The 25,972-nt window shown below is 44.6% G+C and carries 25 protein-coding genes; 13 read left to right on the forward strand and 12 right to left on the reverse strand.

Going from position 1 to position 25,972, the window contains the following annotated elements; all coding sequences use genetic code 11:
• Positions 1-58: 58 nt before the first annotated feature.
• Positions 59-469, forward strand: coding sequence for a hypothetical protein (locus tag ACXAGK_RS13325; RefSeq protein WP_474856598.1), 411 nt, complete (start codon positions 59-61; stop codon positions 467-469).
• 71 nt (positions 470-540) lie between these two features.
• Complete coding sequence (locus ACXAGK_RS13330) at positions 541-2,658, forward strand: TonB-dependent receptor (RefSeq protein ID WP_474856599.1); 2,118 nt, start codon at positions 541-543, stop codon at positions 2,656-2,658.
• 71 nt (positions 2,659-2,729) lie between these two features.
• Here ACXAGK_RS13330 and ACXAGK_RS13335 read toward each other — a convergent pair whose 3' ends face one another.
• On the reverse strand, positions 2,730-3,500 hold the full coding sequence (locus ACXAGK_RS13335; RefSeq protein ID WP_474856600.1) for a sulfite exporter TauE/SafE family protein: 771 nt from the start codon (positions 3,498-3,500) through the stop codon (positions 2,730-2,732).
• Between the two features lie 116 nt (positions 3,501-3,616).
• On the opposite strand from ACXAGK_RS13335, the gene ACXAGK_RS13340 reads away from it, so the two are divergent.
• Both ACXAGK_RS13340 and ACXAGK_RS13345 read left to right on the forward strand, forming a co-directional pair.
• Complete coding sequence (locus ACXAGK_RS13340; RefSeq protein WP_269918435.1) at positions 3,617-3,793, forward strand: hypothetical protein; 177 nt, start codon at positions 3,617-3,619, stop codon at positions 3,791-3,793.
• Between the two features lie 335 nt (positions 3,794-4,128).
• Entirely contained in the window at positions 4,129-4,551 is a 423-nt protein-coding gene (locus ACXAGK_RS13345; protein WP_474856601.1) for a YybH family protein, read from the forward strand.
• A gap of 276 nt (positions 4,552-4,827) precedes the next feature.
• Here ACXAGK_RS13345 and ACXAGK_RS13350 read toward each other — a convergent pair whose 3' ends face one another.
• Together ACXAGK_RS13350 and ACXAGK_RS13355 are read right to left on the reverse strand one after the other, a co-directional pair.
• Positions 4,828-6,198, reverse strand: coding sequence for a 5-methyltetrahydrofolate--homocysteine methyltransferase (locus ACXAGK_RS13350; RefSeq protein ID WP_474856602.1), 1,371 nt, complete (start codon positions 6,196-6,198; stop codon positions 4,828-4,830).
• Between the two features lie 39 nt (positions 6,199-6,237).
• The gene (locus ACXAGK_RS13355) at positions 6,238-8,643 is read right to left on the reverse strand and encodes a TonB-dependent receptor (RefSeq protein WP_474856783.1); all 2,406 of its coding nucleotides are present in this window, start codon (positions 8,641-8,643) and stop codon (positions 6,238-6,240) included.
• Positions 8,644-8,730: 87 nt separating this feature from the next.
• Between ACXAGK_RS13355 and ACXAGK_RS13360 the strand changes: the two genes are divergently transcribed.
• The 4 genes from ACXAGK_RS13360 (at position 8,731) to ACXAGK_RS13375 (ending at position 11,881) form a co-directional block, all read left to right on the forward strand.
• Positions 8,731-9,411, forward strand: coding sequence for a ZrgA family zinc uptake protein (locus ACXAGK_RS13360; protein ID WP_474856603.1), 681 nt, complete (start codon positions 8,731-8,733; stop codon positions 9,409-9,411).
• Positions 9,412-9,479: 68 nt separating this feature from the next.
• Positions 9,480-9,956 (forward strand): MerC domain-containing protein, encoded by a 477-nt coding sequence (locus ACXAGK_RS13365; RefSeq protein ID WP_474856604.1) that lies wholly within the window; start codon positions 9,480-9,482, stop codon positions 9,954-9,956.
• Positions 9,957-10,048: 92 nt separating this feature from the next.
• A complete protein-coding gene (gene folE2 / locus ACXAGK_RS13370) occupies positions 10,049-11,020 on the forward strand; it encodes a GTP cyclohydrolase FolE2 (RefSeq protein ID WP_474856605.1) in 972 nt (323 codons plus the stop codon).
• A gap of 63 nt (positions 11,021-11,083) precedes the next feature.
• The gene (locus tag ACXAGK_RS13375) at positions 11,084-11,881 is read left to right on the forward strand and encodes a 5'-nucleotidase, lipoprotein e(P4) family (protein ID WP_474856606.1); all 798 of its coding nucleotides are present in this window, start codon (positions 11,084-11,086) and stop codon (positions 11,879-11,881) included.
• Between the two features lie 18 nt (positions 11,882-11,899).
• On the opposite strand, the gene ACXAGK_RS13380 is transcribed toward ACXAGK_RS13375, so the two are convergent.
• Genes ACXAGK_RS13380 through ACXAGK_RS13390 form a run of 3 tightly spaced genes read right to left on the reverse strand, consistent with a single transcriptional unit; the run spans position 11,900 to position 13,674 of the window.
• Positions 11,900-12,625 (reverse strand): DUF3299 domain-containing protein, encoded by a 726-nt coding sequence (locus tag ACXAGK_RS13380; protein WP_474856607.1) that lies wholly within the window; start codon positions 12,623-12,625, stop codon positions 11,900-11,902.
• Positions 12,626-12,640: 15 nt separating this feature from the next.
• Positions 12,641-13,087, reverse strand: a complete 447-nt coding sequence (locus ACXAGK_RS13385) for a hypothetical protein (RefSeq protein ID WP_179984904.1) — start codon at positions 13,085-13,087, stop codon at positions 12,641-12,643.
• 5 nt (positions 13,088-13,092) lie between these two features.
• The gene (locus tag ACXAGK_RS13390; protein WP_474856608.1) at positions 13,093-13,674 is read right to left on the reverse strand and encodes a DUF3299 domain-containing protein; all 582 of its coding nucleotides are present in this window, start codon (positions 13,672-13,674) and stop codon (positions 13,093-13,095) included.
• Positions 13,675-13,865: 191 nt separating this feature from the next.
• On the opposite strand from ACXAGK_RS13390, the gene ACXAGK_RS13395 reads away from it, so the two are divergent.
• From ACXAGK_RS13395 to ACXAGK_RS13410, 4 genes are all read left to right on the forward strand, one after another.
• Positions 13,866-15,749 carry a tetratricopeptide repeat-containing diguanylate cyclase gene (locus ACXAGK_RS13395; protein ID WP_474856609.1) on the forward strand — a complete coding sequence of 628 codons (1,884 nt, stop codon included), beginning with the start codon at positions 13,866-13,868 and terminating at the stop codon, positions 15,747-15,749.
• A 778-nt stretch (positions 15,750-16,527) separates the two neighbouring features.
• Positions 16,528-17,691: an MFS transporter gene (locus ACXAGK_RS13400; RefSeq protein WP_474856784.1), complete on the forward strand. Its 1,164-nt coding sequence runs from the start codon at positions 16,528-16,530 to the stop codon at positions 17,689-17,691.
• A 418-nt stretch (positions 17,692-18,109) separates the two neighbouring features.
• Complete coding sequence (locus ACXAGK_RS13405) at positions 18,110-18,883, forward strand: siderophore-interacting protein (protein WP_474856610.1); 774 nt, start codon at positions 18,110-18,112, stop codon at positions 18,881-18,883.
• A gap of 200 nt (positions 18,884-19,083) precedes the next feature.
• A complete protein-coding gene (locus ACXAGK_RS13410; RefSeq protein WP_012519989.1) occupies positions 19,084-19,275 on the forward strand; it encodes a CsbD family protein in 192 nt (63 codons plus the stop codon).
• 215 nt (positions 19,276-19,490) lie between these two features.
• On the opposite strand, the gene ACXAGK_RS13415 is transcribed toward ACXAGK_RS13410, so the two are convergent.
• Genes ACXAGK_RS13415 through ACXAGK_RS13425 form a run of 3 tightly spaced genes read right to left on the reverse strand, consistent with a single transcriptional unit; the run spans position 19,491 to position 21,344 of the window.
• The gene (locus ACXAGK_RS13415; protein WP_474856611.1) at positions 19,491-20,012 is read right to left on the reverse strand and encodes a CC0125/CC1285 family lipoprotein; all 522 of its coding nucleotides are present in this window, start codon (positions 20,010-20,012) and stop codon (positions 19,491-19,493) included.
• Complete coding sequence (locus tag ACXAGK_RS13420) at positions 20,002-20,850, reverse strand: anti-sigma factor family protein (protein WP_474856612.1); 849 nt, start codon at positions 20,848-20,850, stop codon at positions 20,002-20,004. The genes ACXAGK_RS13415 and ACXAGK_RS13420 overlap by 11 nt, the downstream gene beginning before the upstream one ends.
• Positions 20,847-21,344 (reverse strand): RNA polymerase sigma factor, encoded by a 498-nt coding sequence (locus ACXAGK_RS13425; RefSeq protein ID WP_474803878.1) that lies wholly within the window; start codon positions 21,342-21,344, stop codon positions 20,847-20,849. The genes ACXAGK_RS13420 and ACXAGK_RS13425 overlap by 4 nt, the downstream gene beginning before the upstream one ends.
• Before the next feature lie 269 nt (positions 21,345-21,613).
• Between ACXAGK_RS13425 and ACXAGK_RS13430 the strand changes: the two genes are divergently transcribed.
• Entirely contained in the window at positions 21,614-23,047 is a 1,434-nt protein-coding gene (locus ACXAGK_RS13430) for a S8 family serine peptidase (protein WP_474856613.1), read from the forward strand.
• A 34-nt stretch (positions 23,048-23,081) separates the two neighbouring features.
• Here the strand turns inward: ACXAGK_RS13430 and ACXAGK_RS13435 are convergent, their stop codons facing one another.
• From ACXAGK_RS13435 to ACXAGK_RS13445, 3 genes are all read right to left on the reverse strand, one after another.
• Entirely contained in the window at positions 23,082-24,101 is a 1,020-nt protein-coding gene (locus ACXAGK_RS13435) for an outer membrane beta-barrel protein (RefSeq protein WP_474856614.1), read from the reverse strand.
• Positions 24,102-24,213: 112 nt separating this feature from the next.
• A complete protein-coding gene (locus tag ACXAGK_RS13440; RefSeq protein ID WP_474856615.1) occupies positions 24,214-25,125 on the reverse strand; it encodes a hypothetical protein in 912 nt (303 codons plus the stop codon).
• A 122-nt stretch (positions 25,126-25,247) separates the two neighbouring features.
• Positions 25,248-25,925, reverse strand: coding sequence for a SurA N-terminal domain-containing protein (locus ACXAGK_RS13445; protein ID WP_474856616.1), 678 nt, complete (start codon positions 25,923-25,925; stop codon positions 25,248-25,250).
• Between the last annotated feature and the right edge of the window lie 47 nt (positions 25,926-25,972).

Consider the following 25,972-nt stretch of genomic DNA (forward strand, 5'->3'; position numbering starts at 1 on the left):
TAGAAATAAACTGTCGTCACAGGCTATGATAAAAGTGCGCAATTTAAAAAGATAAAAAATGTCGATTAAACGCCTGATAGCCTTAACACTTTGCCTTTGTATGCTTTTGCAAAATGCATTAGCACTCGGCCTTGCTTCGCATACTATGCAGCATGCCCGTGGATTGGTGGGCGACGATATTGAACTTATCTGTACTGGCAAAACCATGCGCTATATATCGGTAAGCGCAACAGAGCTTGAAGGTGAGTTTGTATTCATAAGCCCAGAACTACTAAAAGCACCTGTTGAGCACGTAGATTGTACCAACGGCACGTTGGCCGACCTTCCTCAAATGGACAACGTACCTGTAGATGCATTAGTAGTGATATCCCTTGTGCGCTATCGCGCCTTGGCGTCTCGCCTTGCAGCAGCGCCCTACACATCATTTGCGTTTGCCGCCCCGCTTGGCCGCGCTCCACCAATTGCATAACAAAACCTTAAAACACACTTAACGCGCATGGTTTAACCGTGCATATAGTTCGTTTATTTAATGGAATTGTTATGAAGTATTCTTTACTGGCATTCGCTATTTCAGCTGCCTGCACATCTGCACACGTTTATGCAAACACATCGGCGTTCGTTGACAGCGCTTCAACAGAAGTGATTACAGTTATTGGCTCTTCGCTTAAGGATAATACAGTAGAAATTGAGCGAGAAACGGTGACCGCCGCAACTAATATAGACGCTGATTTTGGCGATCAGTTAGCGCAACTGCCTGGCGTATCCGTTTCCCGAAACGGGCCGGTAACAGGTCTTATTCAATATCGAGGTTTGTTTGGCGATAGGGTTGGCCTATCCATTGACGGTGTCGATATAGCGGGTGCGGGGCCTAACTCCATGGACTCGCCATTATCCCACGTACTGCCAGAGCCAGGGCTTACTGCTACTTTGTATCGCGGTATTGTACCGGTGAGTGCTGGGGTGCAAACGCTAGGTGGAAAGTTGCGTATTAACGCGGATGCAGCATCTCTTTTTGGTTTAGAAAGCGGTATTACTGGCAGTGTAAATGCAAGTTTAATTGGCCCGGGTAGCGGACAGCAATACCAAGGCAATGTGCTTTACAAAACGAACCAAGCTTTCATTAGCGGCGCCTTCATGCATCAGCAGCGTGACGAGCGAGAATCAGGCGATAACGCTGTTATACCTAACAGCCACTACCAAAGAAATGGCGGTAAATTCAGACTCGGCTATGAATGGGGAAAACACCAATTCGATGCTAGCTATCAACAACTAAATACGAATGAGAGCGGCACACCAGCGCTCGCCATGGATATAGGTTTTATTGATGCAGCATGGTACCGACTAGGTTATCGCTACAACGCCGGCGAAGCAGAGTACTTTGCTATAAATTGGTTTGGCAACAGTAACCAACATGCCATGGATAACTTTTCCCAGCGCATGGTAATGTCAGCTGATATGGCTAGAGAGAATAATGCAGACGCTATCGCTCAGGGTTTGGATGCCAAGTATGTTATGCCGTTGGATAACGGCGAGCTTGAATTGGGCGCTTATCTACACCACAGCCGCAACAACTCTGTAATTACTAACCCTAATAACGGTATGTTTTTTGTAGATAACTTTACTAATGTACAAAGAGATACCGCGAGTATTTATGCCCAATGGACAATAAACAAAGAAGATTATTCGTCTACGCTTGGTGCGCGATACACCCGCGTTAATATGGAAGCCGGAGAAGCGGGTTCTAACATGGTGATGATGAACCCAGCAGTTGCTACGTTAGTCAGTAATTTTAACGCCGCTGAGCGTGACGAAAACTACAACATGTTAGATATAGCCGCTACCACCCGCTACCATGCGAGCGACTCGCTCGATATCGTGCTTGGTATTTCTCAGAAAAACCGCGCTCCTACCTATTTCGAACGTTATACCTGGCTGCCACTTGGCATCTCGGGCGGCATGGCTGACGGCTTTAACTACATAGGCAACCTCGAGTTAGACAATGAAACTGCGCGTAAATTAGATGTGGGTGTTGATTACACCTATAAAAATTGGACTATCTCTCCACGCCTTTTCTATCAAGACATAGAAGACTACATTACCGGCTCACCTAGTACGAATATGGCGGCGAACATGGTATCTACCATGATGGCTGGTACAGAGCCATTTCAGTGGACGAATACCGACGCTGTTATCAAAGGTGTGGATATGACGGTGCAAGGACAGCTTAGTGAAAACCTAAGTTTGCGAGCAGTAGCAACCATTCAGCATGGCAACCGTGATGACATTGATGATGCTTTGTTCCGCATTGCACCAGAGCAGTTAACAACAACAATTCAGTGGAACACGCAAGTATATGATGCACCGCTTCAACTGCAGCTTACATCTGAATTAGCAGGTGCACAAAACCATATCTCGGCACTGCAAAGTGAAGCACCCACAGCAGGCTATGGTTTGTTTCATATCTCAGGGCTTTTAACGCTTTTTGATAATGCGCAGTCGAATCTTCAGGTTACGGCAACTATTCATAACCTGTTCGACAAACAATATGCCCCGCACACAGCCGGCATCAATCGAGTAACGAATGCCGATGTTGAAGTAGGAGAGCGCGTGCCTGGTGCTGGAAGGGAGTGGTATCTGTCGTTGAACTATCGCTTTTAAGCAGCCAAAAAATAACGGAAAAGGCAAAAAACATGCTGAGCTTAAGAAGCTAACTTCTTAAGCTCTTTTTTCTATAACAAGCTAGCTATAGCCTGCCATAGCAGGCGAAGGGCTAAAAGCGTCACTACAATCTTAAACGCCAGCATAAACTTCTCCGCCGGCACACGCTTTAATACCTTCAAGCCAAAAAACGTGCCGAGCGCACCACTGGCAATCATAATAATGATAAGCCCTGCCCACTGCGCAAAAGAAAACCCTACAAAGGTAAACACGAAGGCTTTAAGGCCGTGCTGGAGTGTCATGCAGCTGGCAAATGTGCCGGTTATCTGCATTTTGCTATATTTATTTCGGTGTACAAATGCAGCCACCAAAGGCCCTGTGGCACCTACAAACATTGAAACCAAGGTGGTCACCAACCCCGCCAACGTTCTACCCGCGGGCCTCATTTCTTGTGCTTTGGGTTTACTCCCCCACACTAAAAATAAAATGAATGCGGCAACTGCAAACTGAATGATAACGAGCGGCAGCTGAACCACAATAAACGACGCTAAGAAAGCGCCAACAACTGCACCTAAAGAAAAATATTTCAGCATACGCCAGTCGATATGCTTTGCCGTCATCAGTGCACGATTTCCGTTGGAACCAAGCTGAACTAGCCCGTGAACTGGGATCAGCGCACTAACCGGCATAGTACCGGCCATTACCGCTAGTAATAGCACCCCGCCACCTATACCCAGTGTTGCTGTCATCATAGACGTAAAAAACGAGGTAACAACAAGTATTACTGACGTTGACATCGACAATGTATCGTTGGCCGTCAACCAGCTTAAAAGTAACTCCAAGAGTCAAACTCCACCTTAATTTATGACACTGTTTGCGTGGCGTTAGTGATCACAACACCATTCAACACCGTTTAAATATCATACAAAGTTACTCGTGTCGCGTTAGGTTATTTATCATGCCTTCTATTAGTTATTTAAACAAAGCACTTCAAATAATATGCGACAAGCACAGCACAAAAGACGCCAAGCTTGTTGCCAGGCAAATTCTCCATAACAGTGGCTTTACTGATGAAGATATCTATAACTGTTTAAAGCAGGGCTCGATTATTCGCATTACTATATTTGAAGCCTAGAGCAGCATTACACCTTTCATCTTATACTTTACACTTACCGCTTGCCCACCCGCTGGCATGAGTCTAATTTGTTCACATAAAAAACACGTTGACTTTCTCTTTGGTGCACAGGATACTCAGGTCATTAAATACTCACTAGCAGCACACTGTTTTTAAACACTATGCCTAAAAACACGAATACACATACTGCTTACTCAGCATCTGCGCTGATTATTATTCTCGCTATTCTAAGGAATGGGCGGGTTAGCTAGTGCGTAAATAGAATTCACTAAACCCGCCGCAAAGGCGGTTTTTTTATTGGCTCGTCTTGCGGTAAAAAGAACGGAACGACAGCCATGAACAACCCAATATCTCACGTGTTACAACAGTTGCATGACGCAGTAAACCGCGGCGATCAAGACGCGTTATCCCAATGTTATGCTAGCGATGCAACAGTGGTCGCTACCCCCATGTCCAATTCAATGCAAAACCAAATCATTGAAGAACATGCTACGCAACGCGACTGCGTTGACGCCCTGCTTAAATTTCAAAAGAAATTTATGCCCGAGCATTTTGTTACCACCGGAGATGAACGGGTTATACAAGCCGGTGACGTAGCGCTAGTCGTGGCTAAGCTTTATCTTGTACCCAAAGCTACACCCAACGCCCTACCCTGCGAGGGCAAGCGCGCCGTCTACGTTTTGCAAAGGGATGCGAGTGGTGAATGGCGCTGTGTCATCGATAACTTCTTCGGTACTGACTTGCTAGATTTTGCGTAATTTGTACCGAACCACTTATCCAAATGCCAGAGATGCCATAGAAGAAAGTTTTGAATAGTCGCTCAGCTATATAAGGTGGCGCACTCAGTGAGATGAGGTGAAGAATGCAGTAAGGGATTTAGTAGTCTGAGCTAGTAAAGGTAAAGCGAGTATAAGTAAAATTAAGGGCGTGAGCTAAGTAGAGGCATCATTTTATTTGGGGCATAAGGCTATGCCCCTATATTTATCTAACAAGGTTTGGATGCTTGTTAGCCTTTTACAAAACACTACGCCTGATTAGTGGTCGTGATCGTCGTGCTCGTGTTCTTCAGCAATACCTAACCAAACCGCACCTGAAGGCTCAAAATCTAGTTCAAGCAAGGTTTCCGTGGTCTCGCTTTCCAAATCAACAGCAAGGATAGCTTGCGCAACAGGGTCAACAACAAACAAGGCTTCTTCATGTTGTGATGCTGCCATGCTAAATGACTGGTCATCCGTTAGGTTTGCCGCGCTGGCACTGGCCACATCAATTTTGTGCGCGAATTCCCAGTGAGTGTCACCATCTTCTTCATGCGCTTCTAGCAGTGTTACAAAACCTTTGTCATCTAAAATAGCAAAGAATTCGCCGCCCATTGAGAAACCGTATGACACAGCATGAGCATCAGTCTCTGGCTGCCAATCAATTACGCTCATTGTACTGGTTACGGGCGACACGTTAGCTAAAACAGCACTACCACCGCCGTGCTGTGAAGCAATACCGATAAACGCGTCTGCGTGTTCGTGTCCATACATTGTGCCAATGCGCAGGTCGCCAAGCGCATCAATGTTGTCGATAAACGTGCTGGTAAATACTTCATCAGCTTCGTTTAATATTAATACACCGTCGCTACAGCCAAATGCCACAGCGATTTCGTTTTGAGCTGCGCCATGTAAATCAGCACACTCGCCATCAAAGCGTTGCTCTTCTTCGTACTCGCCATCATGCCAGTGATATACCGCAACACTGTCTGGCAAGATTGGGTTGGCTGAAAGAGACTCTGCATCATCACGACGTACAGTACTAATCAGCATGTCACCACGAGGCTCGGCGACACCGTGCATGTTTACGGTAAACTCCAAAGTAGGAACGTCTGTAATTTCACTGGCAATTTGAGTGTCAGTTACCACTTTTACCGCTGCAGGCATACTGGTATCGGCGTCACCATCGTAAAACACTGCAAGCTGACCATCGTGGGTTACTACGTGAGTCGGTTGGCTGCCTTCTAGTGTGAAATCAGACAAACTTGGAGCTTCCTCATAGTCATGAAGGTGTTCTACGTGGTCTTCACGCCATAATCCACCATCGAGAAACTCAGTTAATCCGTTTGCTCGGCTGTTAATTACTGCAAAGCGGTAGTCTGCTGAGGCGCTTACACTACTACCATCATGGGTGGTAGAGAAGGTATCGAGTACTGAATCATCATCTAAATCAAACACAGTGAGCGTATTTGAAGCAGCATCAGCGACCACTAATCTGCCTTCACTTTCTATTTCATAGTCTGAGTCGTGGTCGTGATCGTCTTCTGGCACCTCAATAGGATCCAGCTCTACAATGTTTGTTTCTGCATCACCACAGCCTGCAAGCAAAAGCGCACTGGCTATAGCGCTAAGCGTAAGTCTAGTTTTCATGTGTGTATCCCTATCAATAATTCTTTTTCTAAGCTGATTTTAAAAATAACCACGTACACCGAAGGCAAAGTTTCTGCCTGGACGCGGTGCAATATCTTTCAAAAATGAGGTGTGAACGCGCGCTTCTTCGTCTGTGAGGTTTTCACCGCTCAGGTAAACAGATAAGTCGACGTCACCCAATGGAATGTCATAGGTGATTGCTGCATCAACAAGGGTGTAACCGTCAGTTTCAGTCTCGAAGTTTGAGATGTCGTCTTGTTTGGCAAAATGCGTAATGTCTAAGTCGGCGCGGATGTTATCAAGTGTGTAAGCAACATGTGTCCCCACGCGCATAGGCGACGTACGCGGCAGTGCGCCACCATCTTTAAGTCGGGCTTTAACGTAATCGGCGAAGAAATCAAGCTTTAGGTTATCAGTGGTTTGCCATGCAACCTGTAATTCAAAACCATGAAGAATGGCGTCAGCTGAACCAAATAGGTAGACAGGTAATTCATCGCTGTGTTCGTCTTCGCTGTGCTCTTCATCACTGTGCTCTTCTTCACCATGATCGTGGTCATGACCACTTTCAGCGAATAAACCAGTTTCTTCCTGGAAATAATAGTTATCTACTTGGTTATAAAAAGCATTAAATACAAAACCAACATCGCCCTGTGTTTTTCTAAACGTTAGGTCGATATTGTTGGCCGTCTCAAGATCGATAGGCGTTTGAGAAAGCACAAACTCCCCTTCCTCTGACAAATCAAACAAGGCGCCTATTTCATAGGTACGGGTGCCAATATGCGGGCCAAAAGAAAGGAGCTCAGAGGCTGAAGGCGCCCGCTCTGAACGGGAAAGTGAAACGCCTACGTTATAGCTATCATTGATGGTGTAAACCACACCTGCCGACAGTGACATAGGCGTAAACTCTTGGTCTACCGCGAACTGGCGAACAAACTCACTGCCTTCGTGTTCATCATGATCATGCTCGTCTTCTTCGTGCTCTTCATCATGGTCGTGAGCATCTAACTCGGGCAGCAACACACTCGAAGCGTCCAGCGTTACTCTTTCTGCTCGGGCTCCTAATTGAACCAAGAAGTCACCAAAATGACGTTCTTCCATCAACGCTATAGCGAACATCTCCATTTCTGAAGGAGGTGTAAAGGCCTCTTCACCTTGCGCCGAAACGTCCGCGCCTTTGTAGTGAAGACTTACACCGCCACGCCAGCCGGCCATGGGTTTGTGCAATAGCTCAACGCGAAGTTCTTCGGTTTCATTGCTAAACGTAGTACCGACAAAACCACTCTCTACTTCAGCGTGTTCGTAATCGGTATAGCCCGCTCTAAAGTGAACACTTTGCAAAAAGTCATGAGTAAAGTTGTACTCACCTAAAAGTTGATACTTAGTCTGCTCGAGATCAGCGAACACTGATGAGTCATCACCATGGCTATGACCAGGCACGCCGTACTCTCGCTCGAACCTTTCTACCGCTACACCAACATAACCTTGGTCAAATAAGTAACTGGTACCTAACGTAACCCCGTGGGATTCTTCATTACTATTCTCAACTACATGCGCGCCATCCGGATCGTCAATATCAGGCGCCATTGGGGTTTCATAGTCATTTGAGTCGCGATAAAAACCGTCAGCATAGAAGGCTATGTTGTCAACGCCAGTGGTCACGTTAAACGTTCCGAGCTTCTGGTCGTTAACGGTTTGGGTTTCTAGTAAAAATTCACCGCGTGTTTCAGTGGAGGTCGGCACCCGTTGGTCAACTACGTTAACCACACCACCTATTGCACCGCTGCCAAAGAAAAGGGTGGCAGGCCCTCGCAGCACTTCAATTTGGTTAGCGGTTGAGGCTTCACTTGCTACTGCATGGTCTGGACCAACGCGAGAAACGTCGCTCACATCCAACCCGTTTTGCGTGATCAGTACCCTTGGACCGCTGAGGCCTCGAATTATCGGCGTGCTTGCAACGTTGCCATGAAAATTAGATTGTACGCCAGGCAGTTTCTCTAGCGTATCGCCAAGTGTTGCCGCCTGTTGACGTCGTAAGGTTTCACCTGATAACACGCTTACTGGCGTAGCCGATTCCATGACAGATAAGTGCATAGGGGTGGCATGCACATCAATCACTTCAATAGCACTTCGCGCTAGGACAAAGTTAGTGCCACCTGTAGAGTTCGATTGCACTGTTGCCTCTTTATTTAAATGAGCAAAGCCAGATGCAAAAATATGCAGTGTATACTCTCCGTCCTTTACGTCAGAGAAAATGAACTCACCCTGCTCGTTGGTGCTGGTAACCCGCTTTAGCGCCTCAATTTCAACAGTGGCATTGGCGAGAGGCTTTCCTGCTGCATTGGTTACCGTGCCAGAAAGCGTTTGTGCCAGCACTAACGGAGACGCAAAAAGTGACGCAGGCGCTAAAAGCGATAAGCCTAGCGCCAATCGAGACAGTTTCATTATTCTAACCTCTGATTTTGTGTAATGTGATAATGTATCAACTTTATTTTTATGGTATGTTATATTGTAACGTTTAGGCAAGAGATAAAAATGAAAACCATTTCTATTACGTGGAAAAAATCAAAAAAAGCGCTACGCGCCTCTTCAGCTTTTCTTAAAGTGGGTGCTTTTGTTGGATTGAACTTGGCTGGAATGGTTATCAGCGCTGTTCATGCTGCGCCGCATACTCACGGCGAAGGAAAGCTACAAATCCTACAAGCGGGAAGTGAATGGCAGTTTGTGCTTCAGTTACCTGTTGCCGATGTATTGGGGTTTGAGTACACACCGACCACAGCTGACGAAAAGAAACACTATCAGAACATGCAGGAATTGTTTCTGCGCTTCGACGACATTTTTTCCCTTAGCAATACGTGTGAATTGCTCGATACCACCCTTGAGAGCCCTTGGGAAATAGCCGAGGTACATGATGAGCATGATGAGCATGATGAGCATGATGAGCATGATGAGCATGATGAGCATGATGAGCATGATGAGCATGATGAGCATGATGAGCATGACAGTGAACACGAAAGCGACGCCCATCACAACACCCATTCTGATTTTCGCGTAGCGTACCTGCTTAGCTGCCAAGAACCTCTTAAGCGTATTGAAATGACAGGGTTTTCCCATTGGCCAAGCTTGCAGCATGTCAACACTATTTGGGTAACAAACAAAGGGCAAGGCGCTATGGAAATAACCCCAAGTCAGCCAACGTTATCCATTACCAACTAATTATTTTTATACTCTGAGGCGCAAGTTTCATTAATGAAGCATGCGCCATAGCAATATTCGGAAATACTATGAATTCTGTAACTCAAGGAAGCAGCGCAATGCCAAAAGTGCAGCTCATTTCAGACAAAATCGCTATGACCCTTTCATCGCTTTGCGTCATCCATTGTTTATTAACGCCTATTCTATTGATTTCAATACCGGCATTGGCAAGCGTGTCTATTCTCAATGATGAAACCTTCCATCAAATACTACTGTTTTTTGTACTGCCTATTGGCGCCTTTGCGCTGTCAGTAGGCTATTTACACCACCGAAATAAATGGGTGGTATTAGCTGGCGCTACTGGTCTTACATTGCTAAGCAGCCCACTGCTGGTCGAATGGGTAGGTTTAGGGCACGAGGTGCTTGGCGAATATGGTGAAGTAACAATCACGGTAGTCGCTTCATTAATTATTGTCAGTGCGCATATTGCCAATTACCGGCTCAGAGAAACTACTCAGGGCTCGACCTGCGAAGAGCGAGAGACAGCACAATCACACACCTATTAGTTTCATCACTTTATCAAAAACGTTTGTTCTTTTGAGCGACGCTTAAAAATATAGCGATGTAAGGGTCTTTAAGGTTTTAGTCAGAGGTCATTTTGTCTAGTTTCGATCATCGCGACACGGTACTACCCGATGTCACTACTGAGCAATCTACTGCTCAAGTTCCTGCTATTGATAGTGTTGGGATGCAGGGTATTGCAATACCGCTACACGTATTAGGTAAACGCGGAGAGCGTTTAGCCAGTCAGGCAAAGGTGGATGTAACAGTGAGTTTAGATCATCCCAACGCCAAAGGCATTCACATGTCTCGTTTGTACAAGCTGCTACAGCAGTACTTGAGCAATAAGGATCTTCACAAGTCGGCACTAACAAGCTTAATGAACGCGCTTATCGATTCGCAAGATGGGCTCAGTAAAAGCGCACAATTAAATTTGCATTTTGATCTAGCCGTGTCGCGTCCAGCGCTTATTAGTAAAACGTCAGGGTATCAATCCTACCCTGCTTCACTGTGTGTAATGCGTACATCAGAGCATTACAAAGCGCAGCTCAAGCTAAGAGTGCCTTATTCCAGTACGTGCCCATGCTCTGCATCACTTTCACGCAAGGCATTGGCAGAGGCCTTTTTGGAACAATTTGAGAGCAAACAGTTTGAGAGCAAGCAGTTTGCTGGAATGCAATCTGAGGGGCAGCAAGCAACTGTAGAAGAAATGGGCGCTTGGCTTGCTTCTAAAGAAGCCAGCATCGCCACAGCGCATGCCCAGCGCTCTTTTGCCGATATAACCTTGGATTTGGCTAATAACGATATTCCCGACTTCGTAGGCATTATCGACTTAGTAGAAACTGCGCTGGGCACGCCGCTTCAAACCGCGGTTAAGCGAGAAGATGAGCAGGCGTTTGCAAAACGCAATGCCGAAAACCTAATGTTCGTTGAAGATTCGGTAAGACGTCTACATGCCGCGTTCAGTACGTATTACCAAGCAACCTATTTTCGTGTAAAAGTAGAACATCAAGAAAGTCTGCATGCACACGACGCTATCGCTGAAATATCAGGCCCGGTTCACCGATAAAATCATACATGGTTGTGTACGTTGAAATTCGCAAGCAGAGAAAACGATAAAAGGAAAATAACATTGTTATCTGTAAAAAAATTCGCTGATATCAGCAAACTAGCGTGCATTAGCGCTGCGGTATCAGTTATCGCGGCATGCTCGTCAACACCATCTACCACGCTGGCCGGTGAAAAAGCGCATACGCTGTCTAACGCTGTGATATACCAAACCAGTAGCAAAGAGTACCCTGTTCTTTCAAGCTTTGTGTACAACCAAGCCATTGCCGCACTGCCTACGCGTTTTGCTAATGGCGACGTTGTCGTCATGGATGTTGATGAAACCGTGCTAGATAATAGTACCTACCAAAAAGAGCGCGAGAGTGTCGGCTTAGGTTATTCATCAAAAAGCTGGGCTGACTGGGTAAAGCGTGAAGAAGCCACACTGGTTCCCGGCGTCGCTGATTTTATCGACGAGGTTATTAAGCGAAATGGAAAAGTGGCGCTTATTACGAATCGCGATAAAACGCTTGATAAGCACACGTGGAATAATCTTTTAGCACAAGGTTTACCGCTGACCACCAGCAATACCTGCGTAGTTGGCCGTACTGCTGAAGATAAAAAAGCAGTCGGACAAGAAGGTATGGTTAATGACAAAGACTTGCGAAGAATGCAGCTTATTAACGGCAAGATAGCTTGCTCAAATACATCTAACAACACAGCATCAGCTTGGTCGGCAACTCACACTATTATCATGCAAATTGGCGACAATATTGAAGATGTGGGCGGCGTAACCCAAGAATCTGCTAATGTTGAGGCGCTAATGCCTCGAGTTGGTACAGAGATTTTCATTCTGCCAAACCCAATGTACGGTTCTTGGTAGTACATTGAAAAAATAAGATTAACGAATGTCGCTTTCTATATGGAAAGCGCCATTCTTAGATTCCGCTTTTCCATCATTAATACCATTTCCCAATCCTGAATAGGGCTTTATTTCTATTACGTCTAGTAGGTAAGCCGATGTTCCTTGAGGGTCTTCATAGAGCCCTGTAGAAAACTCACCCGAGAAAGTATAAGCCTGCTGAATGTTTATTCCCCTAATACCGCCTTGTTCTTGGGTATTATTCAGCGAAACAAACACAATTTGATTCGGCGGAGGCGGCGGATAGTGAATACATGCGCCAAAATATGGAACAATGAAAAATGCCGTTATTTCACGCTCTGCATTTGCTTCAACAGGTACAATGAACCCGCTAAGCTCAACATACTCTCCGTTAAATGTATCAACCGTATTCACTGAAATCAGCGCTTGTTGATACTCATCGTCGAACGTACGCTGAATAGACTGAAATACCTGTTCGTGAAGAGGTAAATTCTGCTGAGGATTTTGAGTCGATTGGGTCTTGCCCAACAGCGCCTTTTCGGCGTCGGGTAACAAGGCATCCCAAGTTAAAACTTGATACTGTTGGGTTTCCTGCAGTCGCGTGCCGTCTTGATAAATAACAACGTCACTGCTGAAAAATCCGATAAGGCCATTAAGTTTGCCATTAAGCCCTAAACCGACGAACGCACCTAATGCGGCGAATGCAATAAAGAAAGCCAGTAAAGCAAAAGAGGGGCGCTTCATTTGTGCATTCAGCGCCTAACTCGCTAAAATTTTTACTTTGCGCGTATAAGTGACTGGCACATTCTTTTTAAGCGCATACACTTTTAGTACGAGTTCGTGGGTGCCCTCTTCTTTTGCCTGAAAGCTAATAGCTTGTTCACCTTTAGCCGAGACCAGGGCGAATCGCTGCGGCGAAAGTAGCGTTACGCCGTCGCTTGCCATTACATCTACACTCACTTCTTTATAGTTCGAAGGAATGGTAAATCGCAGAGGTACAGCAGACGCTTCGAGCTTTGCCACTTCATGCTTCCTATCGATATTAAGGGAGATAAGTGGCTCTTTCGCTGCCGCTAGGTGCTGCTGCATCATAGGATGCTGAAAACCAAACTGCATATTACCCATTCCCGCGTGCAGTTCGCATGCACTGCTATGAAATACTATTGAGCTCGATAAAAGAGTGGCTGCAACGACCGTCTTTTTCATGTTAGTTACTCCTCGTACAGCGTAAAGCTGTCTAGCACTAATGAATAGGCTGATGTACCCAGTGCACTTTCGTGGTTGTCGATTTTTACCGTACCTTCGAACCAATAAGGATCGTACAAGTTTTCTACTGCGACACCTTCTTTGTATTCAACGTACAAAATTTGATTAGGCGGTGGTGGCGGCATATGTAAGCAAGCACCAAAATACGGTACGACGAAAAAGGCAGTGGCCTTTTGTTCTTCATTTTGCTCTAAAGGTACAATAAATCCGGGGATGCGAATGGCTTTACCATCAAATTCATCTATTACCCGGGTTGACACTAAAGCTTGCTGATATCGCTGGGCTTGTTCATCTTCAAACTGCTTTGAAGCAAAATCATCAATTGAGTCGGCGGCAGATCCATCGGCAATATCGTTTAAAAACTCAGGTCTGTTTAAAAGCGCGCTCAAATCGTCCTCGGGCATAAGGGCTACCCAGTCAATTTCTTCGTAATCGGCGGCTTGGGTTAAGTTTAACGCGCTAACTAACATTAGTAGTGTCGCAATTAAACCAAGTTTAACGCTAGGAAGCGTGACAAAAAATTTCACAAAGATGCCCCATCAAAGAAATAAAAATACGTTATAACATAATATATTTCAATAAAGTAAGTTTTACGTTTATCTACCCACATTGTTGATTGAGACCTTCATAACAAGAAACTTAGCTCAATATTGTCGAAGCTCGAAACGAATGACTATATTTTAGTGAATGGAGTTTTTATAAATAGGCGCATAGTTGAATGACTAGAACTGGACTTTTTGTCACAAGTGTATTGCTCACCCTTCTCGCGTTAAAGCCCGCCTACGCTGCTACAAACCAAATCAACCCTGCACCAAACGATGAAGTTATAGCCAGTATCAAAGCGCTACATCGAGCACCCGAAAAAGAAATGGCTAGATTAAAGTCGCTGCTCGATTCAAATCAGTTCTCTCCAAAACGTCATGAATGGGTATACCTTTATGCCTTAGGTAAAGAAAAACAGGGCGAATATGATGAAGCTTTAGCACTCGCAGAGAAATGCATAAGCGATGTTTACGCTAGTAGGCTAATGCAGCAACGCGCAAAATTGCTCAAAGCCAAAATACTTTCACGCAAAGGCGAAATACAAGAATCGATTAGCTTGCTCAACGCCGTTAAGCAGTGGTCTATGAACCACGGCGTAATACAATTGAATATTGGCGTATTAATGACACTAGGTACTACTTTTGAAAATATTGAAGAACCTAAGCTTGCTCTTGATAACTATCTCTCCGCTTATGAATTAGCTACACAGTTCAAGACACAAGTCCCCCCCTCTCATATTGCTGGTCTGATAGGCACTATTTATTTGCAGCAGTCTAAATTCGAAGAAGCAAAAGCATATTTAAACGAAGCTTATGAATTTGCGGTTAAAAAGAAAAACACTGTTAATCAAAGTCGGGTAGCAGAAAAGCTTGCTCGAACAGAGCTAGGGCTTTCAAACTATAAAGACTCCGCGCGCTTTTTTGAATTAGCCATAGAGATTGCAAGAAAAAACAATAACTCCCTCCTACTAGCCAAAGCCCTACTCGGCAAAGGGGAAATGTTGTTAGTGCAAGGGAATACCTCTGAGGCAGCCAGCGCCGCTCGCCTTTTATTTGAAGAAGCAAGCGACCTAGCCCGTGATTTAGACTCTACTACTATTTACTTTAACTCGCTTATAGCGCTTTCTCGTCTGGCGCTGTCCAGCGGAGACAAAACAGAGGCATTAGAGATGGTTAGGCTTGCAGAAGAGGTAATAGCGAGCGCAGAAGCAGGCGTTGCCCATTTGGAAGCCGCTTATCTTAAACTGTCTATTCTTGAGAGGTTTGGCAACGAGCAAGATACGATAGACGCACTCAAGCACTACATTGAATTAAATAAGAAAATAACCGAATCACTAGATAAGTCGCGTGAGCAAATAATACGAACGCTTTACGAACTAGACGAAATTCAGGCAGAAAATAGCGACTTAAAAGCTATCACTCAATTACAAGAAGAAAAGCTTGCGCTTAACCAGCAACGAAACTTTTTACTGGCTGTAATCACTGGGTTATGTCTAATACTTAGCTTACTACTGTTTTTACTCTACATTAAGCGTGCGCGTTACCAAAAAAGGTTAGAGCGGCTTGCTACTACCGATGCATTAACCCGCTTTTATAACCGGGTCAAAATTCTAGAGTTACTGGAAGGATCTCTCGCCACCTTTGAAGCGGCTAACGAAAAATTTTACGTAGCAATGTTAGACATCGATTTCTTCAAATCTATCAATGATAACTATGGTCACAAAATGGGCGATGATGCATTGCGCCTATTCGCTCGCACTGCGCGACAGCTTTTTACTAAACACGTCGATATGGGCAGGTTAGGAGGTGAAGAGTTTCTGTTTATATTCCATTGCGCTAAAGAAGACCAAATTTACAAACAGCTTGATAGCTTCCGTCAGACGCTAAAAATAGCCTCTGCAAGTCAACTCTGTGCAGACATTAAATTAACATTCTCAGCAGGATTAAAAGTAATTGAGTCCGCGCAAAGCGCTACTGCCATTTTAGAAGATACAGACAGAGCCCTTTATGAAGCCAAAGAAACTGGCAGAGATAAAACCGCTGTAATTAAATGTTTGTAATTTGATACACATTAATGGGAAAAAACTACATAGCCGTATCTCACATGCAAAATACGTTTTTTATAAAAGCGTCAAAGATAACGACAATAACCTTTCAATATCAACAAGTTAAAACACCCCAACCCCATAAAAAAAAGATTGGCACAGATCACGCATACATTAGACTAACGGATAAACGCAGAACTTAATTTGTAGCCAGGACGGCTTTAGCGACGGAGAGGCCAGATTACGTAAATATCAAAGACTGAAGGTGACGACATAGGAAGCATATGGAATGGTTACCAAGGATGAATGGATGAGTCAGTGTTTGAAATTGAAGGATACCTGTAGAGCATTCGTTAAATTGCTGGTCGATGATGAGGTTAGGTAAAAGATAACCTAGATAAACTCGCAGGACGCATGGCTCTTGTTTCATAAGGATTGTAAACAAGCTCTGAGTGCCTACATCGCAAGCACTGACAGTGATGTCTCGTGCAGCAAGGGATTGTTGACCCTATTTGGATTCGTTGAAGTACGTGTGTGTTGCTTCAGCGAAACCATAGTGAGGACACTGGTAATGTCGTCGATATTATTAGTGAGTTGTCACCCGACGACATTCCTCTCCCCTCAAAGGCCCATCCCGGCCTTTACATACCTCTGATTTTGGCCCGCCTTTGGCGGGCATTTTTTTATCCTCAACTGTGATAATATAAACAATACCAGTTCGCATAGATAAAGAGCTACCTGCGTGTTATCGCCATCCGCATCTACTGTTGTTTTTAAAGTTCTCTTCTGTGCATTGCTAGCTACATCTGTCGGTCAAAGCGTCATGCTAACCACGCTTCCCTCGATGGGGCGACAAGCCAACCTTTCAGAGTTTCATATAGCAACAATCATGTCGAGCTCCGCCCTTATTTTCGCCTTTGGCACTAATGTATGGAGCAAAGTAGCAAAGCGTGCAGGGTTCAAACGAATACTAATGGTGGGCCTTACTGGCTATAGCTTAGGTACCTTTGCCTTTGCTAGCGCGTGGATGGCAGGGTTTTCTGGCATTATCAGTGGTACAAACTTATTCCTAGCGCTACTGATAAGTCGCAGTTTGCAATCTACCATTATGTCGGCAACGCCCCCCTCTGCTGTAGGTTACGCTGTCGCTATAAGTTCACCGAAGGCTCGGGTAAGTGCTATTAGTAAAGTGACCTCTGCAAGCAATGTCGGGCAAATTGTCGGTCCAGCTTACGCTGGGTTATTGGTGGGTTTCGGCTTATTAGCTCCGCTGTACAGTATTGTTCTATTAACCTTGTTAGCACTGGCACTGGTGTATTTTAAGCTGCCAGTTTTACCCCCTTTATCTAAGCAACAGGCAGCTGTGCATGCTAGCAAAGACAATCAAGCACCCACCAAAGTGCCGTATGTGTTTGTTGCTGCATGTATTTGCGTGTTTTGCGCTATGGCAATGATGCAGCAGTCGCTAGGCTTCTTTTTTATCGATTTTTATCATTACACGCCCGTTGAAGCTGCTCGACAGGTGGGTTTTGCAATGATGGTCAGCGCCGCAGCCTCTCTCACCGCACAATTTGGTTGGGTACAAAAAGGGCGTTTAAGTAAAGAAACAATGATCACTCTCGCACTTCCTCTATTGGGGTTGGCGTACTTGTTACTGTTCCTTCAACATTCATTGTTTGTGCTTTATATTGCCATGGCTTTGATGGGGCTAGGTATGGGTATGGCCTACCCATCATTAGCAGCAGCGGCAACAACCTATTGCGCGCCTTCTCAACAAGCGACCATTACCGGGTTAATTACAGCCACTACCGCCATGGGCTATGTTATAGGGCCACCACTCGCAGCAGTTGTATATCAAGTTAATATTGCCTTACCTTTCGCTGTAGCGTCAGTGCTAATTGCCGTCACCTCTTGTGTAGTCTATGTAGCGCTGCAAAGAACTAGCCGCCACAGATAAGATTTAAAGACTAGCATCACAGGTGCGCACCTGTAGTTTCATAATTGTTTTTCAAAGGTATTTATTTTTTTACCAATTATTTTTAAAAATGCGGAACCTTTTCGGGATTGGGCTATCTTACTTAATACATGAAGTCGTTGAGTGTGCGTCTTTGTGGTGTGTAAATGTGTTTTCCAAGTTATGTTGTGGTTTTTTAAGGGGCTTCTTAGCCCCTTTTCTTTTGCCTGCTATTTTTCACATAAGTACTTTCAAATAACCCCCACTTCGCTGTGCTTATCTATCAATTGAAGCCAGTATTTTAAATATCTTCCCTTTAATCTAAAAAATAGAATTTAACAAACGTTATCGTTCCACCTAAAGAAATGGTAATGAGAACTATTATCAAATAAAATCCCCTTAGATTTTTAAGGAGAACCTAATGCCTAAACCCCAACCCCGCCAAGCTGTTGTGACACAATCTGTTCGTATAACCCCTACTATGCAGCGCGTCTTTTTAGGTGGTGAAGATCTCCGCACTTTCCCTGCCGTAGGGGCGGGTGCTTATGTAAAGCTTATGTTCGATAAAAACGGAAATCCGCTCAACAAACCTACAGATATCGACCAAGTAGCAATGCGCACTTATACGGTTGCTCACTTTGATGCGGATAAGCCTGAAATGATTTTGGATATGGTTATTCACGCAGATAACGGAAAAACAGGGCCTGCTTCAGCATGGGCTACAAGTACTAAACCTGGTGACGTAATCATAATAGCAGGTCCAGGCTCAAGCAAAGGCTTAAACGATGATTATGACTGGGTATTACTAGCAGGCGATATGACCGCTCTTCCCAGTATAAGAAATCATCTTGCGGCTTTACCCTCTCATGCCAAAGGCTATGCTGTAATTAAAATTCAAGATCAACAAGATGCAGTTGAGCTTGAAAAGCCTGAAGGGGTTAAGGTGGAATGGGTTTATGAACAGTCTCTGCCCCATAGTCTTACACAGCTAGATTGGCTGGGAGGCAATCCTTCAGTTTGGGTTGCGTGTGAATTTTCAGATATGCGAGCTATCCGCACATGGCTTAGGGATGAAAAAGCGTTGGCTCACGACAGTTTGTATATCAGTAGCTATTGGAAGAAAGGTCGAAGTGAAGACCAGCATAAAATAGAAAAGAGACAGGATAGTGAAGCCTTTGCCAAAAACTTAGCCTAATCCCTTACCTGTTGTTCTGTAGTGTTTGCAACTGTTTGTAAATTCTGCATTAAAAATTCCGTTTCATTGATTACGCACCCAGATAATATTCATGATAATCAAAGATCTATGACATGGAATGCCATTTGCTGCTATTTGTATAACTGGCAAGTTTTTTCGTCAGTTTTCTCAACCAATTGTTTGGATAAGGAGAGCACGTTATGAACAATGATCGTATTGAAGGTAATTGGAAAGAAATGAAGGGTAAGGTACAACAGAAATGGGGTAAGCTTACTGATGATGACCTAGATGTAATTGACGGTCGCCGTGAAGAATTAGTAGGTAAGATTCAGCAGGAATACGGCAAAAGCCGCGACGAGGCTGAAAAAGAAGTAGACGCTTACTTCAATTAATAATTTATATTTACCCTAAGGTAATTAAACAAAGGCAATGTTTTTAACAGATATTAGCTTTTGTTATCGCAAATTCTAAAGGGCCACAACATAATGTTGTGGCCTTTTTTGTTTGTTTTTAATGCAGTATTAAAGACTAATGCTGTGGCGGGCTAATAAGATAAGCTTGCCCATCTATTAGCCGTTTCTTATCGGCTCCAAGTGATAAAAATAACTTACTCATCTACCTTCGGCTGTAGATTTTCACGTACTTCTCTAGCATCAAAACTGGTTGCCGAAGTAGGCCGAGTGCCTCTACCCAGCTCTATGCTTAGAATACTCTCGATTTCACTTTTTTGAGAGCCCCCGACAAACACTCCGGTTTCAAATTGGCTAGTGGGGTGATAAGACGTACGGCAAGTTAGTACACCACAGTCAGTGACGCGTGCGTAACGTTGGCTAAAGCCGGTAGTTGGCGTGGTCTGCACCGTTTCTTTGTCTACTAAGGTTTCGCGGTCGGTAACGACAAACCAGTCATAGCCTTCCAGTAGGGTTAGCTCAGCAGCGCGCAACATCGCATAGTCCATGGCTTTCCCTTTATCTGTTCCTTTTGCCTTAAAATGTACGCGGTATTGGGTATCACTTAACTTACTTTCGTTGTAACCAAAACCGCCTTTATCTGCTTGTCTATAATCAGGTTGACTTGCACAGCCCGCCATAATCAATACCGCAAGTACTAACATAATTTTAGTTTTCATCATCTACTCCTTCGGCTTTCTCAGCTAGCCAAGTTGCTTCAATTGCGTTTTTTTCTTGCTCTCGGTTTAATGGCGCGGACGCCATCATCATATCTAACTTATCTTCTAACAGTTTGGCGCTAGTAGTCGTCTGATATTGCCCCGTATTTGCGCCTAACTCATCCAACTTACTGGCCGCAAGTTGCCAGCCGCCTTGCTTGTCTTTACAAACTATCATTACATTTAGTTCATCTTGAGACGTCACTTCAGCCTGTCGGCAAAAGTTGAAGTCAGTGTTTAAAAAAGACAGTTTAGGCGTTACGGTTATGCCAGATTCAAACGAGGTAGTCTCTCCACTCAAATTACTGTCGAGCACAGACGACACATTAGCCCAGTGTGAAGGTTGTGAAGTATCAGCACCTCGTTGATTAAAGAATACCAAACCAGCTAAAACCGCCACGCTTGCAGCTATGGCAGCAATTGAAGAAACTCCTTTCCACTTTGCTTGTCCACCGCTTGCGCCATCAGCTGTATTCATTTTTTGAGGAAACGGCCTCACATTTTCCGCTGTGCTTTGGTTTGCTGAGTCCTCTCCATTTAAACGTTTACTACGCCCCTGTATTGCGCTTTTCTCACTTAAGCGACTTTCATCACTCAAAAGCGCGACGATTTCTTTAGGGAGCGCAACTGCAGTCGCCTTTTCTGCAGCCACTTTTACTACTCTGTCTACTTCTGCAAGTGCGGCAAGACGGTCAGAAACCGTTACGTCATGTGCTATCGCCTCGCGAACCGTATCCATTTCTCCAGCATCAAGCTCTCCATCTAAGAAAGCAGAGAGTTTTTCGTCAGATAAGATCACGATAGCACCTCATTTTGCCCGTTTAGTAATTTTGATATTTTTGTTCTGGCTCTGGCAAGACGGCTCATTATAGTCCCTGCTGGCACCTGTAAAACTTCAGATGCGTCGGCATAACTCATTCCCTGTACTGCCACCAAAGAGAGGGTTTCTCTTTGCTCACAAGGCAGTTCATCCATGGCGCTTGAAACCTGCTTCAATGTCATAGAGTGGGTTACCGTTTCATCCATATCTACATGATCATTTGCTGATTGCGCTTCATATGAAAGGGTATCGCTAGCGTTAGTTCTCACTTTCTTCGCCCTGTATTCGTCTATCCAGCAATTTCGGCACACTCTAAATGCCCATGCCATTAGTGTAACTTGCTCAGGGATGGGTTTACTCAATAATCGTTCTAGCGTGTTCTGAAGCAAATCATCAGCATCATGTATGTTACCCGTCAATGAGTATGCAAACTTTCGTAATGACGGGACGAGTTCGGTCAACTCATCTTTCATTTTCATGTACCTTCGTGAAGATTTCCGTTATCAATACTCTATTAACGAGCCACGAGTATTTTTATTCCGTTGAATAACAATTTATTTCAAGCTTTTGTGAATTTAGGTTATCAGCCCTTCTTCGACACTCAGCGGAATTTTTCTTCTTTCTATTCGTCACTACATAAAATGGCAGCAGTGACTTAGACTCTATTTATGACCATGGCACAATTTATGCCATTCCTTCTCAAGGCACTGAACTGCTCCCATGTATTCAGTAAGGTAGCAAAATGAAGTACACACTCTTTGTCGGGATAGCAGGCTTGTTGGCAGCATCTATCTCCCAAGCGCAACTTACAGGAACATTGAATCAAGTGGTTCCACCGGTTCGCCCAATAATTGATAGAGCGCCCTCGGAATTGAAGAGCATTCGAGAGGAAGCAAGACGAAAGGTGCAAACGTCTATCGATGGCGCCAGAGGCCTATCTTCAATGGCTTCAGGCGTTGTTGGCAAGGTCCCCGCCCCCCAATTTGTTGCTCCTACGGCCACGACTATATTATCTGCGTCGGGTCAGAAAATTATCAAAGAAGTTAGGTTAGAAAATGGTTTTCTTGCCGTTGAAAAGGAGTGGCTTTTTATAGGTGAGGAAGCCGATAAAGCATATTTCAATGGCACGAATATAGAAATACTAGAGGCACAGTTTTTACCTGCACTCTCTCAGTGGCTTTATAAAGTAAAGGTAACAGGGGATGAAGATGAAGTGTCGTATATTCGCAACAGCTTACCCAAAAACCTGCAGTCTCAAATAGGACGTAATCATATTTACTTATCCCAAAACGAAGTGGCTACGAACAAAAGCGAACCAGAGCTTAAACATGAGTCAAAAGTATCACCGCAAAAATTTGAATCTTGTTCGACACCCTTGCGCATCGGGATGGTTGATACCCATGTTGTGTCTACCCACCCAATGCTGTCGCACATTAGCCTAAAACAAGCCTCTTTTATTGTTGGTCAAAGCCAGAAGAATGAGCATGATCAAGATAGCAATATGAGCAGTGAAGGTGATGGAAAAATTATAGGGCAGCCATCTTCCCAAGAAAATACCGTAGCCTTTTCCTCAGATCACGGTACAGCAGTAGCAAGCTTAATAGCGGCGTCGCTACCTGAGTCAAGCCAAGTATTTAACGCTAGTGTATTTTACTCGCGCAATAGTGTTAGCCAAGGTGCAACGCTTATGTCGTTAATTGAAGGCCTTAACTATTTAGCATCACAGCAGGTTGATGCCATAAACATGAGCCTTGCAGGGCCCGACAATCCTATTTTAGCGCGTGTTATACAACAGTTAGATACAAACGGCATACAAGTTATTGCAGCTGTAGGTAACGAAGGGCCAGCCTCTTTACCCTTATATCCTGCAGCCTACCCAGAGACACTTGGCATAACCGCAGTGGATAAATCGCATGCAATATACAGATGGGCCAACCAAGGTGACTATGTAGATTTCGCTGCATTTGGCGTATCGGTTGATGCCGCACACCCTAATGGAAAAAAGGTTAGGCAAACAGGAACCTCAATGGCTTCCCCTCGTGCCACTGCGCTGTACGCCTGCTTTTTCCGCACAGAGCAGCAAAGACACGCCGCCTTATTAAAAATGCAGAAAATAGCTTTAGATGCTGGTAGCCCCGGACGGGACAAGGTATTCGGCTTCGGCGTACTGCCTTAAAATACAGCCCTATTCATATTGGCATTAACGTTCACTAGAAATGAACGTTAATGCCTAACTCGGCAATAGTTTCTTGGTAATTTGCTCCATCGACTGTAGAAGCAAAGTCTCCGTATTGGGTAGACAATTTGATATCCACATGATCATAAACGGCGTAGTCTGCACTCATTTCAACAAGGTGCCTGTCGTCTTCCCTGCCTATACCTCCATCTTGTTCTGAAGCGTAATCGCGCACGTCTAGCTGGTAAGCAACCTTGAACTCAAGCGGCTTACTAAACACCGTAAATGGATAAGTGTAGGCAAGGTCAATGCCCTTCCCTGTATAATCAAACGCATTGTCCTGCGCATCTTCATTTTGGTATTTAAGGGCAATTTGAAAAAAATCTTCCCCTTCAAAAAAGTAAAACAGGTCACTGCGTACGGCAACAGCTTCACTATCACGAATTGGTGTGTCCTCTGGGGTGTTCTCAAACTTCTTGTCGATAAGGTCGCTACTAATACGTAAATAAGTTCTCTGTCCTAAAAGTTTCCCCGCAGACAAACCATATTGTTGATAGGTAAGGAAATCACGCCCATCAAGCGTAGCGCTGGCGTGATAGTAATGCGCACCTAGTTTTGCAAAGTCTAACGTATACTTAGTGCTTGCAGATAAGTTGGTAAGCCCGAGATTAAATTCGCTGAGGGTTTGGTATTTGGTATTTGCCTGACTTATCGAGAGCTCATTTTCCCACTTATCCGTTGGCTTCACTGAAACTTTTAACAGTGCTTTTGACTGTACAGCGCTGTCGTCCACATTAGAATTTGTGTCCAGCTCACTGACACTTACGTTACTATCGTGGCGATAGCCTACATAACCAGAGCCTGAAAACGAGATCGCTTGCTTCTCTTCATCCGCACTTCTTGCATCATTAGTTACTTTTGACTGACTGTCGTTGCTTGCATAGGCTGCACTGCTGGCTATTAATGCGGTAACCGTAGCAAGACCGATGCATTTGCGACTATCCAGGGTAAATAAAATTTTCTTGAGTGAACGTTGAAGTGGTGGGGTTTTCATTATTACTACCTACTACAGAGAAAGTGAAACTCGGTGTTTTCAACTATGAATGGGTTGTACGAGGAAGTTAGGAGGGGAGCTCTCCCTCCTCCTAACCGTTGAGGCCCATACGTTAAAGACCTAATGCACCCGAGATATTTGAAGCAACGTTATCGTTTACTGTGCTTTCCACAGTGTTTGCAACCGATGCCTCTACCGTGCTTTCTACAGTGTTCGCTACAGTGCTTTCGACTGTACTCTCTACCGTATTTCCTACATTGCTTGCTACCGTTGCAGCAATCGCCCCTTCGACGGCGGTAGCGACAGTGCCAGTTACAGTATTGGTCACCGTACCCGTTACTGTGTTGGTCACGGTTCCCTCTACTGCACTTTGAGCGGCTCCCGAAGCCGTGCTTGCTGCAGCATTTTCCACTTCACCTTCTGGCTGTACATTCGGTTCAACAGATCCTAATGCTGACGACAAAGCTGAAGTCGAACCAGACACGTTACCCGTAAGCGTTCCTGTCACCGATGCTGTCATTAAATTCGCCGTGTCTGATGTCGCTGAAACAACGCCTTCAAGAGAAGCCTGCGAGTTAGAAACCAGTGAAGATGTTGCGTTTGTAGACAGCTGTTGAGCGCTATTTGCCAAGAGGTTAGTGTTTGAAGTAGTCGTTTGTGCTACTTCATTTGCCGCTGCTTGATCTGAGCTGCCTTCAGTGCTTTCTTCGGTATTGACTTCAGGAGCTTGATTCAATTCTTGCCCGCTTGATAAGTCAGTGCCTGTGTGGCTTGCCAATAGCTGTCCACTAGCATTAGCAGAACTTTCGGTAGACATTTGGCTTGGAGTAACTGTGTCGCCTTGTGCCGATGTCTGCATACTTGATTGAGCAGCAGATTGTGCGTTTGCACCATTTGTTAGAGAAACTGATGTAGACGTTGAAGCATTAGCTGAAACGTTTGCCGAAAAGGTTGCTTCTTGAGCCAACACCGACGTTGACGCCATACCTAAAGCCAATGCAATTGCAGTATTTAACTTTTTCATCCGATTATCTCCGTTGTTCATAAAGGACACTGAGATAACGATTAGATGGAAGGTTTTATTCCGCTGAGGAGTTATTTTTTCGCAAAGAATAAAAAAGCCCTGTAAAAACAGGGCTTTTCGAACTATTTTTCTGAAGCAGTCATGCTCTTTTCCCACCAGGGAAGTGAAAAATCTATATTATCTGGGTCGTAAGTTTTAGCATATTTCATTTTTACCGAACTCCAAAACGCGGCTTTGAAGACAGGGTCGTAAATGACAAACTCACCTTGTTCTCGATACTGCTCAAACAGTTTTTGGTAGGCACCTACAGGTGTTAAAGGGTTGTCTTGTTGAAAAACCACATCACCACCATAGGCTTCATACAGCGCTTTAGATACTTTCCAGCTTTTTGCCATACCTTCAGCCATTGCAAGACGGTAACGCTCTAGTTCTTCATCTTGATAAGTGCCATCACTATCTAAGTCAACGGTCCATAGCTTAATAACGGAATAAGCAGACTGAATTTCGCTGTCGTTGGGCTCTATAGCGTTTTTATCTGCGAAATCCGAAAGTACAGATTCAGTAATTTTATTACCAAGCGCTCGTTGCGCCAAAATATCGCGAACTTCTTTTTCTGATTTGTCAGTGAGAATTGACTGAAAACGATCAACATCCTCCTGAGAAGGCTGAAGCTCGGTATTAGATATAGATTTGTTGAACAAACGAGCAATAATCTCGTTTGCGGCTTGCGGTGTATTAATCCCAAGCGAAACTACTATGGCTGCAAATAGCACCATAGGAATTACGTTCGAACGCGTCACTTTGTATGCTTCCCTAAGTTCCAATAATTAGCACAAGCACAAGACAC

This window comes from Alteromonas sp. ABM1_013 (genome assembly GCF_056160505.1).

What these genes read in the sequence shown, in the direction of transcription:
- ACXAGK_RS13440 (WP_474856615.1), bottom strand. Translation starts at nt 25,125, where the DNA reads ATGAAAAAGTTAAATACTGCAATTGCATTGGCTTTAGGTATGGCGTCA.
- ACXAGK_RS13395 (WP_474856609.1), top strand. Translation starts at nt 13,866, where the DNA reads ATGACTAGAACTGGACTTTTTGTCACAAGTGTATTGCTCACCCTTCTC.
- ACXAGK_RS13345 (WP_474856601.1), top strand. Translation starts at nt 4,129, where the DNA reads ATGAACAACCCAATATCTCACGTGTTACAACAGTTGCATGACGCAGTA.
- ACXAGK_RS13340 (WP_269918435.1), top strand. Translation starts at nt 3,617, where the DNA reads ATGCCTTCTATTAGTTATTTAAACAAAGCACTTCAAATAATATGCGAC.
- ACXAGK_RS13325 (WP_474856598.1), top strand. Translation starts at nt 59, where the DNA reads ATGTCGATTAAACGCCTGATAGCCTTAACACTTTGCCTTTGTATGCTT.
- ACXAGK_RS13435 (WP_474856614.1), bottom strand. Translation starts at nt 24,101, where the DNA reads ATGAAAACCCCACCACTTCAACGTTCACTCAAGAAAATTTTATTTACC.
- ACXAGK_RS13430 (WP_474856613.1), top strand. Translation starts at nt 21,614, where the DNA reads ATGAAGTACACACTCTTTGTCGGGATAGCAGGCTTGTTGGCAGCATCT.
- ACXAGK_RS13350 (WP_474856602.1), bottom strand. Translation starts at nt 6,198, where the DNA reads ATGAAAACTAGACTTACGCTTAGCGCTATAGCCAGTGCGCTTTTGCTT.
- ACXAGK_RS13405 (WP_474856610.1), top strand. Translation starts at nt 18,110, where the DNA reads ATGCCTAAACCCCAACCCCGCCAAGCTGTTGTGACACAATCTGTTCGT.
- ACXAGK_RS13330 (WP_474856599.1), top strand. Translation starts at nt 541, where the DNA reads ATGAAGTATTCTTTACTGGCATTCGCTATTTCAGCTGCCTGCACATCT.
- ACXAGK_RS13410 (WP_012519989.1), top strand. Translation starts at nt 19,084, where the DNA reads ATGAACAATGATCGTATTGAAGGTAATTGGAAAGAAATGAAGGGTAAG.
- ACXAGK_RS13385 (WP_179984904.1), bottom strand. Translation starts at nt 13,087, where the DNA reads ATGAAAAAGACGGTCGTTGCAGCCACTCTTTTATCGAGCTCAATAGTA.
- ACXAGK_RS13360 (WP_474856603.1), top strand. Translation starts at nt 8,731, where the DNA reads ATGAAAACCATTTCTATTACGTGGAAAAAATCAAAAAAAGCGCTACGC.
- ACXAGK_RS13425 (WP_474803878.1), bottom strand. Translation starts at nt 21,344, where the DNA reads ATGAAAGATGAGTTGACCGAACTCGTCCCGTCATTACGAAAGTTTGCA.
- ACXAGK_RS13365 (WP_474856604.1), top strand. Translation starts at nt 9,480, where the DNA reads ATGAATTCTGTAACTCAAGGAAGCAGCGCAATGCCAAAAGTGCAGCTC.
- ACXAGK_RS13380 (WP_474856607.1), bottom strand. Translation starts at nt 12,625, where the DNA reads ATGAAGCGCCCCTCTTTTGCTTTACTGGCTTTCTTTATTGCATTCGCC.
- ACXAGK_RS13415 (WP_474856611.1), bottom strand. Translation starts at nt 20,012, where the DNA reads ATGAAAACTAAAATTATGTTAGTACTTGCGGTATTGATTATGGCGGGC.